The 13934-nt window shown below is 39.8% G+C and carries 17 protein-coding genes, 1 pseudogene and 1 other annotated feature; all 18 genes and pseudogenes read right to left on the reverse strand.

Features of this window, described 5'->3' with window-relative positions; all coding sequences use genetic code 11:
• Nucleotides 1-41: 41 nt before the first annotated feature.
• A complete protein-coding gene (locus ACZ42C_RS06005; RefSeq protein ID WP_461182695.1) occupies nt 42-623 on the reverse strand; it encodes a YhcN/YlaJ family sporulation lipoprotein in 582 nt (193 codons plus the stop codon).
• A gap of 69 nt (nt 624-692) precedes the next feature.
• Nucleotides 693-1433 carry an NAD(+) synthase gene (nadE, locus tag ACZ42C_RS06010; RefSeq protein WP_461182694.1) on the reverse strand — a complete coding sequence of 247 codons (741 nt, stop codon included), beginning with the start codon at nt 1431-1433 and terminating at the stop codon, nt 693-695.
• A 33-nt stretch (nt 1434-1466) separates the two neighbouring features.
• Nucleotides 1467-2420 carry a phosphotransferase gene (locus tag ACZ42C_RS06015; RefSeq protein ID WP_461182693.1) on the reverse strand — a complete coding sequence of 318 codons (954 nt, stop codon included), beginning with the start codon at nt 2418-2420 and terminating at the stop codon, nt 1467-1469.
• Nucleotides 2410-3333 carry a SafA/ExsA family spore coat assembly protein gene (gene safA / locus ACZ42C_RS06020; RefSeq protein ID WP_461182692.1) on the reverse strand — a complete coding sequence of 308 codons (924 nt, stop codon included), beginning with the start codon at nt 3331-3333 and terminating at the stop codon, nt 2410-2412. Before safA ends, ACZ42C_RS06015 begins: the two co-directional genes overlap by 11 nt.
• A 190-nt stretch (nt 3334-3523) precedes the next feature.
• Nucleotides 3524-4384, reverse strand: coding sequence for a prephenate dehydratase (gene pheA, locus ACZ42C_RS06025; protein ID WP_461182691.1), 861 nt, complete (start codon nt 4382-4384; stop codon nt 3524-3526).
• A gap of 34 nt (nt 4385-4418) precedes the next feature.
• Nucleotides 4419-5699 carry a GTPase ObgE gene (gene obgE / locus ACZ42C_RS06030; protein WP_461182690.1) on the reverse strand — a complete coding sequence of 427 codons (1281 nt, stop codon included), beginning with the start codon at nt 5697-5699 and terminating at the stop codon, nt 4419-4421.
• 19 nt (nt 5700-5718) lie between these two features.
• Nucleotides 5719-6234, reverse strand: a complete 516-nt coding sequence (locus ACZ42C_RS06035) for a Spo0B domain-containing protein (RefSeq protein ID WP_461182689.1) — start codon at nt 6232-6234, stop codon at nt 5719-5721.
• A gap of 166 nt (nt 6235-6400) precedes the next feature.
• Complete coding sequence (gene rpmA / locus ACZ42C_RS06040; RefSeq protein WP_461182688.1) at nt 6401-6691, reverse strand: 50S ribosomal protein L27; 291 nt, start codon at nt 6689-6691, stop codon at nt 6401-6403.
• A 14-nt stretch (nt 6692-6705) separates the two neighbouring features.
• Nucleotides 6706-7035, reverse strand: a complete 330-nt coding sequence (locus ACZ42C_RS06045; protein WP_461182687.1) for a ribosomal-processing cysteine protease Prp — start codon at nt 7033-7035, stop codon at nt 6706-6708.
• A gap of 11 nt (nt 7036-7046) precedes the next feature.
• On the reverse strand, nt 7047-7355 hold the full coding sequence (gene rplU / locus ACZ42C_RS06050; RefSeq protein ID WP_461182686.1) for a 50S ribosomal protein L21: 309 nt from the start codon (nt 7353-7355) through the stop codon (nt 7047-7049).
• 13 nt (nt 7356-7368) lie between these two features.
• Nucleotides 7369-7443: a sequence feature (ribosomal protein L21 leader region), on the reverse strand.
• A gap of 89 nt (nt 7444-7532) precedes the next feature.
• Complete coding sequence (locus ACZ42C_RS06055; protein ID WP_461182685.1) at nt 7533-8393, reverse strand: M50 family metallopeptidase; 861 nt, start codon at nt 8391-8393, stop codon at nt 7533-7535.
• The gene (locus tag ACZ42C_RS06060) at nt 8380-9141 is read right to left on the reverse strand and encodes a peptidoglycan DD-metalloendopeptidase family protein (protein WP_461182684.1); all 762 of its coding nucleotides are present in this window, start codon (nt 9139-9141) and stop codon (nt 8380-8382) included. The genes ACZ42C_RS06055 and ACZ42C_RS06060 overlap by 14 nt, the downstream gene beginning before the upstream one ends.
• Before the next feature lie 172 nt (nt 9142-9313).
• Nucleotides 9314-10111 carry a septum site-determining protein MinD gene (gene minD, locus ACZ42C_RS06065; RefSeq protein ID WP_461182683.1) on the reverse strand — a complete coding sequence of 266 codons (798 nt, stop codon included), beginning with the start codon at nt 10109-10111 and terminating at the stop codon, nt 9314-9316.
• On the reverse strand, nt 10104-10793 hold the full coding sequence (gene minC / locus ACZ42C_RS06070; RefSeq protein ID WP_461182682.1) for a septum site-determining protein MinC: 690 nt from the start codon (nt 10791-10793) through the stop codon (nt 10104-10106). The genes minD and minC overlap by 8 nt, the downstream gene beginning before the upstream one ends.
• 35 nt (nt 10794-10828) lie before the next feature.
• Nucleotides 10829-11368 carry a rod shape-determining protein MreD gene (gene mreD, locus ACZ42C_RS06075; RefSeq protein WP_461182719.1) on the reverse strand — a complete coding sequence of 180 codons (540 nt, stop codon included), beginning with the start codon at nt 11366-11368 and terminating at the stop codon, nt 10829-10831.
• A complete protein-coding gene (gene mreC, locus ACZ42C_RS06080; protein ID WP_461182681.1) occupies nt 11368-12243 on the reverse strand; it encodes a rod shape-determining protein MreC in 876 nt (291 codons plus the stop codon). The genes mreD and mreC overlap by 1 nt, the downstream gene beginning before the upstream one ends.
• 12 nt (nt 12244-12255) lie before the next feature.
• Complete coding sequence (locus ACZ42C_RS06085) at nt 12256-13296, reverse strand: rod shape-determining protein (RefSeq protein WP_461182680.1); 1041 nt, start codon at nt 13294-13296, stop codon at nt 12256-12258.
• Between the two features lie 226 nt (nt 13297-13522).
• Nucleotides 13523-13756 (reverse strand): annotated as a pseudogene (locus ACZ42C_RS06090) (JAB domain-containing protein); the annotation flags it as partial.
• Between the last annotated feature and the right edge of the window lie 178 nt (nt 13757-13934).

Genomic DNA, 13934 nt, shown 5'->3' on the forward strand with positions numbered 1-13934 from the left:
TTTATTCAAGGTAAAAAAAGCCTTTGCATCAGCAAAGACTTTTAATTGTTGTTCCCCGTGTTAAAATAATCTTCAAGCATTTCGCCAAGATCTTCGCCTCTTTCCCTTGCCTTCCATCTGGCATCAATGTTCTTCATCCGATCCCAGTATACGTCATCCGTAATTACTATAATCTGCTTATTTGTTCCGGGGAGGATATCTCTGACTTCTTCCTCAATTGATCCGCTTACCTCAACGTCACGGTTTGTATGTTCCGGAAGCAAAACACCAATTACTATCCGGTCATCAGTTTCCGCCACCTGTGCCTGAACAATTTCCTGTTTTCTTTTTAAATAATCAGCAATTTCCTCTGTTCTGTCAGTTGTATACAAGTCCGTATATTCACTTTCAAAATCTGCATCACTGACATTTTCCTGTTTCGATTGAGGATACCCTCCCCGTTCTCCAATCGAAGGTTCACGCACATTCAGACGATCTTTTCGTTCCTGCTCTGTTTCATAGTGAATAGGCTCGGTAACGTCGTTGTCATCAGCATACATACTTGTTTCCTCTTCACCGGCATTTGTACAGGCGGCAATAAAAAACAGCAATAAACTACACGGTAATATCAGTCGTTTAACCATACATATGAAACCTCCCTTATACAATAGTTTGTATAAAGGAGGTTTTTTTACACTGTTAATTACAGGGAATTAACGCCGTTTATACTGTGGAAGGGGATCACGTTTATGTGCACTTTTGGCATGCATTCTTTCAATAATTTCTTTATCTTTTAACGGAATTTCCTTCCCTTTCAAATAATCATCGATCATGTCATAAGTTGTACCCATCTCATCCTCATCTGTTTGACCTTCCCACAAATCGGCGCTTGGCTTTTTCTGAACGATATCATCCGGAACGCCCAAGTAAGCAGCCATTTCCCGGATTTCCTTCTTGGTAAATTCCACTACCGGCAAAATATCGACACCGCCATCCCCGTATTTCGTGAAATAACCGGTATAAAATTCAGAAGCATTATCCGTCCCAACAACCAAATAATTATAATTTGTGGCCAATGCGTACAACGCACTCATTCGCAGTCTGGCCCGTAAATTGGCAGAGGATAATCGGTCGTTTGCATCAATAAAAGCATTGCTTTCCTTTAATTGGTTTTTAATTTCTGAATACATGGTTTTATGCGTTTCCGTTAAATCAATTGTTACCGAATCTATCCCACTGCTTTTTATAACCTCATTCGCATGCCCCATATTTTCTTCGGAGGTGTAAATTGGCAGTAAAACACCCAGTGAGTTATCCGGCATGGCTCGTTTCATTAAATGAGCAACAACAGCAGAATCCAGTCCACCGCTTACACCCACAACCAATCCTTTTGTCCCAGTTTCGTTAACCTGGTTCTGCAGCCATTTGACAATTCCGTCTACATGTTCTTTCATAGCTATCACTCCTATTTTGAAACCTGTCTTATGTTAGTTTATCATATTTTTTATACTTTTAAAGAAATATCGTCGATGGACCCACTCATTATCAAGTTGGTTCAAATAATTAAAAACAGAAGCCGGCTTTTTCCTCAGGAAATACAACCACTCCCTGAACACATCACTGGGCAGGGCCATGGCGTAAGCCCACATTTTTAAATGCTCTTCCGGCACCATATTATACCCGATTAATTCATCTATTTCCCATTTTTCGTACGGGAGAAACCTTTGACCCAATTGAATAAAATCATACAGCTGGGGAGTGCGATGCAATAAATCGAAGTCAATCATGATGGTTTGTTGTGGGGTACGTATAAAGTTGTGTGAGGCTACATCTCCATGGATCCATGTCCCTTTTCTTTTTGCATTTTTTTCAAGATGCTGCCAAGGAAATTGAGAAAGGAATTGAAAATAAAATGTTGTTGTTTGTACTATGTCCGCATATAAATGCCCAAATCCGTATTTGTAAAATAAAGATTCTGTTTGCTTAAATGCCTGAAACCGCTCATGCCATTTAATAAGAAATTGTTTTCTTTCCACAGGGTTTTTCATATGAATATTACTTGCATTTTCATGAAATTGTTTTAAAGTATCCACTGCTGATCTTCTGTCTCCGGCTGATTGATAATTTAACTTTTTCCCTTCTATATATGGTGCGATGGTATAGTAATGATTATTATAAGTCAGAAATTCCCGTCCATTTGGGAAAGGGTGAAACGGAACGATATACTCATTGCCGATCATCTTGAAAAAACCCCATTGTTGCAGCAGGATTTTTTTATTTATATGTTTCTTTAAAATATATTTTCGGTTATTTTGTGTCTCCATAAGTAAAACATGCGACTTAATTGCAGCTAATTTCTTTACTTTTAATTTTCCTTCTTTGAACAAAAAAGAAGAGAGACGATTAATTATTTCGTCTCTTTGAATTAATTCATTCCTCATTACCTTTTTCGTCCTCATCTTTCCTAAGGTAGTTTTGTGGATATTCCGGAGGACTTGGGTAAGACGGATTCATACCCGGAGATAATGGCGGCGGATACATCGTTGATTGTTGTGGTTGTGCCGGAATAAAATCTGGCTGCTGCTGTTGCTGGGATGTAAAACCGGTTTGCGGCAACGGCTGCTGCGGCGCTGCCATACTTGATGGCGGGTTACCAATGCCTTCAGACATTTGATATGGCATCATTTGCGGATACTGCATTCCTGTACCTTGACAACCACAATCTTTTTTTCCATGTTTCTGCATTGGTCCAGCATGATAATCAAATGGTGGTGCCATCATCGGATATGGCGCTGGTGCAAAGCAGGGATGAACCATATAGCATGGTGCCATAGGTATTGGCATTGGTTGTGGTGGCATTACCGCTTTCTTCTCTTCTTTTATTGGCTGTGGTTTTGGCATTGGTTTTGGCTGTGGTTTCGGTTTTTCTTTTTTCTCTTCAGGCTGCTTTGGCATCTGTGGAAATTTTACTGTAGTATGGTAATCAAAATCCTGTTCCAATATGGGCATTTGAATAATTGGCTGAACAGGCATTTCGGGCATTTTGGGCATTTTAGGTTTTTCAGGCTTTATCTCTTTAGGCGGTTTTTTATCATCCTCTTTAATTACCGGCATCGGCTTTGGCGAAATATCTTTGTATGGCTCTTTTACCGGTTCCTTCTTCGTCTCCTTGATCGGTTTCGTTTCGTGTTTAACTGTTTTGGAAGACGAAGGCACTTTAATCTTCATGCCAGGCATAATCATATCCGGACTGGACAACTGGCTGTTTAACTGTTTTAATTCCTCAAAATCCACCCCGTATTTCTGTGAAATCTCCCACAATGTATCTCCCTTTTGCACGACGTGTATTTTCAAAACAATCTAATCTCCTTTCTTATAACACTGGGCTAATTACTCTATATCAACATATGCATAAAACAGTTAAAAGTTGAACCAAATTTATATTTTTGCATAATTAACGTCGGATAAATAATAACCATTCCACCATCCATACTGCATAAAAAAACCGCCAAAGGGTGATTGGCGGTTTTAAACTGATTTATACTTATATTTTCATCTCGTAAACTGGATAGCTGCCAAGAAAGGTTACCTTACATCCCAATGCTTCCAGCTCACCTTTTACACCGGGAAATAAAACATCATCGTACGGTTGGTTCACATCAATAATAAAAAAATAATTCCCCAAACCCGTTTTCATCGGACGGGATTCTATTTTGGACAAATTCATCTTCCTCCAGGCAAAAGCGGATAATACCTGGTGGAGAGCTCCCGGCTGATCGCTTGGCAGTGTAATGAGCAGACTCGTTTTCTCCATCTGAACATCGTGCTTAATCTGAAGCGGTTGGCTGCTGTTTTTGCTTAACACTAGAAACCGTGTATGGTTATTTGAAAAATCATGAATATTTTCCTCAAGCAGACGCAAACCATACTCTTCTGCTGCCAAATAGTTGCCAATGGCAGCATTAGTACTGTTGCTCCGGCCTACAATTTCAGCAGCCTTCCCGGTTGAAGAAGTAAATGCCAATTTTGCATTGGGCATGTTTTTATGTAAAAATTGATGGCACTGGGCTATCGCATGACTGTGGGAATGTACCTCTGTAATTTCTTCCAAACTTCCGTCAAAACCCTCGTGAACCAGTAAATGCTGTTGAATAGGGACAACAATTTCTGCCATGATTGGCAGACGCACCTGATGAACCAGATAATCAACCGTTAATTGAACAGTGCCTTCTATAGCATTTTCAAGAGGAACAACCCCAATGTCAATCCGATTCTCCTCCACTGCATCTATACACTCAGGTATCGTATCAAAGCTTTCTTTTGCTTCCCCGTTAAATGCTGTATCCACCGCTAGTTTCGTAAATGTTCCTTTTGGTCCTAAATAACCGATTTTCGTTGTCAACATTTCCCCTCCTTGTTTACTATACACGTTTGCAATATTATTCAATAAATTCGAATTCATAATTTAATAAACGAATTGTATCACCATCTTCAGCGCCTCGTTCCCTCAACGCATCATCAACGCCCATCTTCCGCAATTGCCTTGAAAATCGCTGTACTGCTTCATCGTGGTTAAAGTCCGTCATTCTAAACAATTTCTCTATACGGTCACCGGATAAAACATACGCACCATCATCATCACGGGTAATCTGAAATGGAGCTTCCTGTTTTTGATGACGGTAAACTACTTTCTCCTCAACTTCTTCAGTAAGCGGTGCAGCCTTTGGAATCGTATCCAGAACATCAGCAATGGCAAACAATATATCTCTTACTCCATTTTTTGTAAGTGCTGATATTTGATAAACAGGTTCATCTTTCTGCATCTTGGCTTTAAATTCTCTTAAATTATCTTCGGCTCCGGGCATGTCCATTTTATTTGCAGCAATGATCTGTGGGCGATCCATCATTTTATCATCATATTCCTGCAATTCCTGATTAATTTTCTGATAATCTTCATAGGGGTCCCGGCCTTCCGTTCCAGCCATGTCAATAACATGTACAAGCAATCTGGTTCTTTCCACGTGGCGAAGAAACTGGTGGCCCAGACCGACCCCTTCATGTGCACCTTCTATAAGCCCCGGCAGATCAGCCATTACAAAGCTGCGTCCATCACTTGTCTCCACTACACCCAAATTAGGCGCCAATGTAGTAAAATGGTAATCAGCAATCTTTGGTTTTGCTGCACTGACAACAGATAGGAATGTAGATTTACCCACACTTGGGAAACCAACCAGACCTACATCGGCAATCAATTTCAATTCCACTCTTATCTTTCTTTCTATCCCGGGCTCCCCATTTTCCGCCATATCAGGTGCGGGATTTCGCGGGGTCGCAAAACGGCTGTTTCCTCTGCCTCCCCTTCCACCTTTGGCAATAATGGCCTCCTGCCCATGCGCTGTTAAGTCAGCAATGGTTTCGTCTGTCTCTTCATCGATAACGGTAGTGCCGGGGGGGACAGAAATGATATAAGGATCGGCATTTTTTCCATGCTTGTTTTTACTCATGCCATTTTCCCCGCGCTTTCCTTTGAAGTGGCGGTTGTAACGAAAATCCATTAACGTATTTAGTCCTTCATCCACTTTAAAAACAATATCTGCACCGTTTCCCCCATCACCGCCTGCAGGGCCGCCTTTGGGGACGTATTTTTCCCTGCGGTAGGCAACAAGTCCGTTTCCTCCATCTCCTGCTTTTACAAAAACACTAACCTGATCTACAAACAATGTTTTCACCTCACTGACTTTACTGAATTAAAAAACTGCAAATAATTCCGGCAGGTGTTTGTTTAACTTGAACTTCATCATCATTTAAATTCCTTTTCAACACCATTTCCCGGCTATTTTGCCCTTGAATAACATAATTTACTTGTGGAAATATTAAATCCTCTGCATCCTTGATTTCCATGCTTATTTCAAGCAGTTCTTCCTTATTGTACGTATTATTAATGGCAGATATAATTTTATTTCCTTTGGATACCAGGTCATGGTCAACATGATACAATTTCTTTTCTGTTAATACATGGTATTCCAATTTTATATGGTTAAATAAGTTATTTACCTGCATAAGCCAAAGTGTGAATGCCGGTACCTTTAGATTCATTAATTTACGTTCATTTTCATAATGCCTTATCGTTTCTTTTAATTTTTTCTCCGCTTTCTCTCTATTGTTCATACTTATGTATCCCTGCACAATCTGCAAATGATTCATTAAATCATGACGGTACTGCTGCAGGAGTTTTACTACTTCGGCATCTTCCATTATACTGCCCCCCCTTATGTAACAAGAAGTATAGCAGAAAAACCGTCAAAGGTCATGCTATAAAATATTTGGCCTCCATGTCCAAATCTCAACATGCTTGGAAAAAAAACAAAAAAGAGAAGCTGTAAAATTCCTACAGCCTCTCTTTTCATACAAATTCATTATTTTACGCTTCCTGTGCAACTGGATAAACACTTACTTTTTTACGGTTTCGGCCAAAACGTTCGAATTTAACAATGCCGTCCGCTTTGGCAAAAAGGGTATCATCTCCACCTCGGCCCACGTTTTCACCCGGATAAATTTTTGTTCCACGCTGACGGTAAAGGATGGATCCACCAGTTACAAATTGGCCATCTGCGCGTTTTGCTCCAAGTCGTTTGGACTCGGAATCACGACCATTTTTTGTACTTCCAGCACCTTTTTTCTGGGCAAAAAATTGCAAATCCATTTTAAGCATTTGGATGCACCTCCTTATTCACTCTGTATGTTTATAAACTCGCCATATTCAGCTTCAATTGATTTTAATGATATGATCATGCCTTCAAACAAGAGCTGCAGTTTTTCCATAGTCTCTCCTGTAAGAGATTCCGGAATACTTACATTCAGGTAACCACCTTCATCCCCTTGCTTTATGTCAAGATCAGCCTCTGTCAGAACAGAAGCAGCATTTACGGTACCGATCGATACTGCTGAAACAGCAGCACAAACCAAATCATAACCGTAGGGGCCGCTTTTGGCATGACCGGTCAATTCAAATGCATTAATTTTTCCATCTGAGCGTGCTACAGTTACTTTAATCATCGTAAAATCCTTTATGCCTGGATTTTATCAATAACAAGTTTTGTAAAAGGCTGTCTGTGACCCTGTTTACGCTTGTAGTTTTTCTTAGGCTTGTATTTGAATACAGTAATCTTTTTCTGACGACCCTGCTTTTCCACTTTTGCAGTCACAGTTGCTCCTTCCACATATGGAGCACCAACTTTCACGTCATCTCCACCAACGAAAAGCACTTTGTCAAAAGTAATCGTTTCATCCGAATCTGCATTCACTTTTTCCACAAAAATCTCCTGACCTTCTTCTACTTTTACCTGTTTACCGCCTGTTTCAATAATTGCGTACATTTCTGCACCTCCTTAATAAACTAAGACTCGCCATACAGGCACTCATACCCTCGAGTTTAAAACCTGTTCTGAGCGGTTGTAGCAATGGTGCTACGATGAATAACGTATTGATATTATCATATTTAAACACTACTTGTCAACGAGGTGTGTTCGTTTCTTTGCATTGTATATCGGTAATCAGCTGACAATTTCCGTGATTTCTCCCATCGTTTTATTATGGTATTTATGATAGAAAAAGTTACGCAAACATTCATTTTCATCCAGTAGTTTTCTTTTCTGATCAGGAAATGTCACATAAATAGCGTGTTTTTTCTGCCGGTTAAAATGCGAAAAGGCATCCATCAGCGAACTGCTATGTGGCAAAACAATGGATTTTACACCACTGACCGTACTTTCCCCATCATAGCGTTTTAATAAAAAACGCATAAAAACATAATAACGATTTTTCCATTCCGTCCTGTTTTCCATGAACAAAAACAGCATAATCAACAATGCACTTAAAGTAAAGGGGAATAACCATAATTGTAATAACAAAAGAAAAATACTTATACACATGGAAAAAAAGATAATAAAATGATACGCGGTTTTAAAAGGGAAATAGTTGGAAATAAGCAGGAATAAAAGCTTTCCTCCATCCAACGGCCAAATAGGCAATAAATTAAAAATAAGAATAATCGTATTATAGAAAAAAATGAGTTCCAGCACCGATGCCGGCAGCAACTGCATGCTTGACATCAGGAGTATGACAAAGTAAATGACAACATGCTGAAAGGGGCCTGCAAGAATAACAAGGGCTTCCTCCCGGATTGGTTTATTTCCATGTTCATCCGTCTCCATAACACCGCCGAACACCCAAAGCATAATTCTTCTTATTCGCCATTTGAAAAAAACAGCCATTAGGAAATGACCGGTTTCATGCAACAATACAATCGAAAGGATAATGCTTAATTCAAAAAAAGTACCTGTAAGAAAGGATATAAGTATAAATACAATCAGGATGGGGTGGATATGAACTTTTTTTAAATTATTCTTGATCATCGACTTGAATCACCTGAACCGGGTCAATATAGTCATTATCTTTTTTTATAGCAAAATACATTGTTTCGTTTTCCGTTGGAGAAAATTGGCCAACCCTTTGATTATTGCCAACATACTGATATAAATGAACATCGATGGAGTTCAAAAATCCATAAGTGGAATTAGTGCCATCCGGATGCTGTATAACTATAGTTTTATTCGTTTCCCGGTCATTTCCGGCAAAAATTACAATCCCTTCCTGTAATGCAGCCACATCCGCTGTTTCGCCAGGTTCAATCATAATCCCCTTTCCATTTGCCTGAAACGTCTCTGTTACATTACCGCTTACCGGAAATGCCAGTAAACCATCAGCTTCCACAGCTTCTCCGCTTGGTGGAGTAAATGCCAATGGAGTTCCAAACGTTTCCTGATACCAGACATTGACTTTGGCAAACGGAAATTCCTGAGTGAGAGCCATGCTTGACCACCTTTTTGGCGATTCCAAAAATGCAGCGTCTGACTGCCACAACAACGCTGTACCAAAAAAAAGCATGACAGATAAAGTACCTTTCATAAAAAAGCCGGCGATTGCCCTATCTTTCTTTCTATTGCCTGCCACATCAGTAAAAACCGGAAGATAGCCATGCTTTTCTTCCTCCTGCGGTAAATGGGAAATGATCTGTTTATTATTTCCTTCTCTGTAAGGATAGCCCCGTGCCTTTTTTCGTTGTTCAATCGATTTGCGAACTCTTTTTACTCCTTTTTTCATTTAACCTTCATTCCTTCACATGCTTTTGTTCCATTGTATGTAAAGGTGGTACAAGTTATGATGAAAGAAAAACCCGGGGAATGGTAAAAAGCAAGAAAAACAGCAGATGCCGATTCCAAAGAACCATTCTGCTGTTTTACTTTATTTTCTATAATGCGGATTAATCTTATATTTAAGTACGCATGCCAAAAAACTTTTTTACTCGGTGCATCATACCTTGATCCTCTTCAAGAGACTGTAAAGGGACACTTTCCCCAAGTATTCTTCTGGCAATATTCCGGTAAGCAATGGACGCTTTTGATTTTGACTGCATTGCCACCGGTTCACCATTATTGGAAGCTTTGATGACATCTTCATCATCAGCTACAACACCAATTAAATCAATGGAAAGGATTTGGATAATTTCATCTATATCCATCATTTCCCCACTTTTCATCATATGATTGCGAATTCTGTTAATAATTAACTTCGGGGATTCCATTTCTTTATTCTCCAGTAAACCTATGATTCTATCAGCATCTCGGACACTGGATTTTTCCGGGGTGGTTACTACAATTGCTTTATCAGCTCCGGCTACAGCATTTTGAAACCCCTGCTCAATACCTGCAGGACAGTCTATAATTATATAATCATATTCCGGCTTTAAAGCATCGATAATTTTCCTCATGCCTTCTTCCGTTACCGCTGTTTTATCACTTGTTTGCGCTGCAGGAAGCAGAGATAAGGATTCAAACCGCTTATCTTTGATCAGTGCCTGGTTTAATCTGCATCTTTCCTGAATAACATCAACGATATCAAAAATAATCCGGTTTTCCAATCCCATAATTACATCAAGATTTCTCAGACCAATATCCGTATCTATTAAACATACCTTCTTATCCATCAGCGCCAAAGCAGTCCCGATATTTGCAGAAGTAGTAGTTTTTCCGACTCCGCCTTTACCGGAAGTGATGACGATTGCTTCACCCATATTGTATTCTCCTTTCGAATCCGCTGATTTCTTTTCTTCTATGTGACAGAACCTGCAGTCGATCAATAATAATTTTATCCTGTTCTTCATCAATAAGACCACATTCCATATACACACCATCAGATTCATAATCCGGAGCTCGACTGATGTAATCAGCAATCCTCAGTTGGCTTGGTTTCATGTACGATGCGGCTATAAATGCTTCTCGATCACCGTCCGAACCTGCGTGAGCGATACCGTATAAACTTCCCATTATGTAAACATTCCCGGTAGCTGCTACTTTCCCGCCGGGATTTACATCTCCAATTAATAACAGGTCTCCAGTAATATCCAGTACCTGACCGGAGCGAACTATTTGGTTTATGGCTTTTATTTCACTTTCCTGCTTCCATTGCATTGCATCCTTTTTATGGATCACATCTGTTTCAATCCTGTCGACCTGAAAACGGTTTTCTTCGGTAAACAATTCCATTAACCGGCTTTCCGATTCTTTTGTTAAATACCGGTTACCCAATTTTACTTTCACGGATATGACCGGCTCGTCTTCTTTCGGCCGGCTGTTTTTAATTCTATCATGCAGTTCCTGAACAGCTTGATCAAAGGCGCAGGTATCATCAATAAAGAATGTAAGTCCATCCCTGGTACCTTTTATTGTAACCAGCTGTTTTTTATTTTCAAGCACTTATTTCTCACCCCAAATCACCTTGCTCTTTATTATTATAACGAATCACTCCCTGACAAAAGCCCTTTGCTCCATTTGCTGAGCTTTTTTGCAGTAAAAGGATAGAGAATGAGTAAAAATATAATATTCATTAGGACAGTCGGCAACAAACGATAAATGGCATAGTCACTCCATACCATCTGAATCACACCGGCTGCTGAATAAATAACATGAATTGCTGCATCAGCAAGTACTACACTTATTATACCCAATAATAGAGTTACGTGAATATTTCCGTGCAACACTTTTCTAAAACCCAGCATAAAGTAGATGACAAGTGCGTAGGAAAACATATACACACCAAGAATTCCCGTGTAAACGACGTCAATTAACAAGCCAAACACAAGGGCATAGATCACTGAGAAATATGTCTTGTCCTTTTCGTAAAAAATGGCTGTCATCACTAAGAATAATAAAATCCAATGAGGAACGATCAGCAATTCACCCGTAAATAAACCAGTCGGCAAAAGCTCCAGGGCCACCCCTTCAAGAATGAGGAAGAAAAAGAGGATAAGCGGTATATACAAGTGCTGCATCAATCATTCTCCTCCTCATCTTCTTCCCCTTCAGGTAAGGATCGATCTACAACTACGACATGATTAATTTCATACATATCGGCTGCCGGTTCAACCAGTGCAGTTCTGGTTAGGCCATATTGATCAGAAACTACTTCAATTACATTGCCAATAACCAATCCGGCTGGGAATACACCGCCCATTCCGGAAGAAACCACCAGCTCTCCCTCTTCCAGGTCCTCATCTGACTCTTCAATAATCCTAAACATAAGTGATTCAGTTTCTTCATCATAGCCTTCAATCATTCCGAATATATCATCACTGTCCTCCCGGGAAACGGTAGCTGAAATTCGATTGAATTGATCAAAACCGGTAAGCAGTTGGACTGTTGAGGTAAATTGGGAAGTGGTTTGCACCTTTCCGATCATTCCGTCTGCAGTAATGACTGCCATGTTTATCTCCACGCCGTCCTGTATTCCTTTATTTATTGTCACCTGCTCCACCCATCGTTCCGGTGAACGGGAAATAACTGTCGCCTGAATCGGATTGAAATCCCTGATAGAATCCTCCCCCCATTCCATCAGATTTCTAAGGTCTTCATTTTCTTCATTTAATTTTTGATTTTCATAAATCAGTCCCGTATATTCTGCCAGTTTTTCTTTTAACAGCTGGTTCTCATTATACGTATTTCTGATATCCTCAATATTGGTAAGTACATCCGCAGCAAAGTTTACCGGTGCATGCACAATTCGCTGCCCCCAGCCGACTGTATCATTGATAAATTGTTCGGCTGTAGTTAAACCATCTCTCCCGCTTATGGAAAAACCAATTAATACGACGAGGATAATGAAGCCAATCAAAAAGATAAAAAGTCGTTTCTTTTGAAATAATTTCATATAAACACCTGCTTATTTAACCGTAGGACGAGAGGAGACATGTGGGATGGAACGGAAATGCTCGATGTATTCCAATGACTTCCCTGTACCGATTGCTACACTTTCCAATGGATCTTCCGTAACAAATACAGGCATTTTCGTTTCGTCACTAATAACCTGATCAATGTTCTTAAGCAGCGCACCACCACCGGATAAAACAATGCCCCGATCCATAATATCCGCCGCCAGCTCCGGAGGCGTTTTTTCCAGTGTATCCTTTACGGCGTCAATGATGGATTGGACTGTATCCTCCAGCGATTCAGCAATTTCCTCTGCCGTAATGGTTATTGTTTTCGGCAGTCCGGTTAACAGATCCCGTCCCCTGATTTCCATTTTTTCATTATTTGTAACTGTACCGGCTGTCCCTATTTCAAATTTGATGGATTCAGCTGTTCTTTCACCAATCATTAAACTATACGTTTTCCTAATGTGATTTGTTATCGCTTCATCCAGATTATCTCCGGCAGTCCGGATGGATGCACTCGTAACTATTCCGCCCAAAGAGATTACCGCAACTTCAGTAGTGCCACCACCAATATCCACAATCATGCTGCCGGTAGGTTCCCATACAGGTAAACCGGCACCGATTGCTGCTGCAAATGGTTCCGCTATTGGAAAGGCTTCTTTTGCTCCTGCCTGCTTTGTCGCGTCAATGACCGCCCTTTCTTCCACCATGGTGATCCCTGATGGTACGCATACCATAATACTGGGTTTTTTGGCTAAAAACGAACGTTTTCGCATTGCTTTTTTTATATAATATTTCATCATGGCTGCAGTTGTTTCGTAGTCGGCTATGACTCCATCTTTCATTGGACGTATGACTGAAATATTTCCTGGAGTCCTTCCTATCATATTATAAGCATCTCTGCCCACTGCCTCTATTTCACCGGTTTCCTTATTTTTTGCCACTACAGAAGGCTCACTTAAAACGATCCCTTTACCTTTTAAAAACACAAGCGTATTTGCTGTACCCAAATCTATACCTATACCATGTGAAAAGTTAAATATTCCCAAAAAAAATCTTCCCTTCCATACTGCGTTCGATTTTCTGTTTATAGCTTTAGTTTATCTGTTCATTTTATGTGTAGCAATAGCATCATTATAATATGTATTGCTGTTTATCAAAAGTATTTTTTACAATAAAAGTTGAATAAGCGCCACTTTCAACAAATTGAAAAATGGCGCTATCCTATCATTCTTCTATTCAATTATACGAAAAAACCAGTAAAATAGATAGTATTTATAAGTATCCTTTTTCTTTAAGGGACACAAACTTCCTATCACCGATAATAAGATGGTCCAATACGTCGATGCCGATTAATTTCCCTGACTCCAAAAGCCGCCTTGTTACATGAATATCTTCCTGGGATGGACTGGGGTCGCCGGATGGGTGATTATGAACTACAATAATAGAGGCGGCAGATCGCTTTACTGCTTCTCTGAAGATTTCCCTTGGATGTACAATGGATGCATTTCGTTATCCGAACTTTAGTTTGGTTTATCTTAATGTGAAAACCTTGATGTACCAAGGGTTACAGCAATTGAAACTATATCTTGGTTTTTCTTAATTCATTAAAAGTGACCATAATTTATCCTGTTGGTCACTTTTTTGGTCACTTAAATTAAAGGATTTATTATTTTTATGTAGAATT

Source organism: Virgibacillus kimchii, assembly GCF_055379185.1.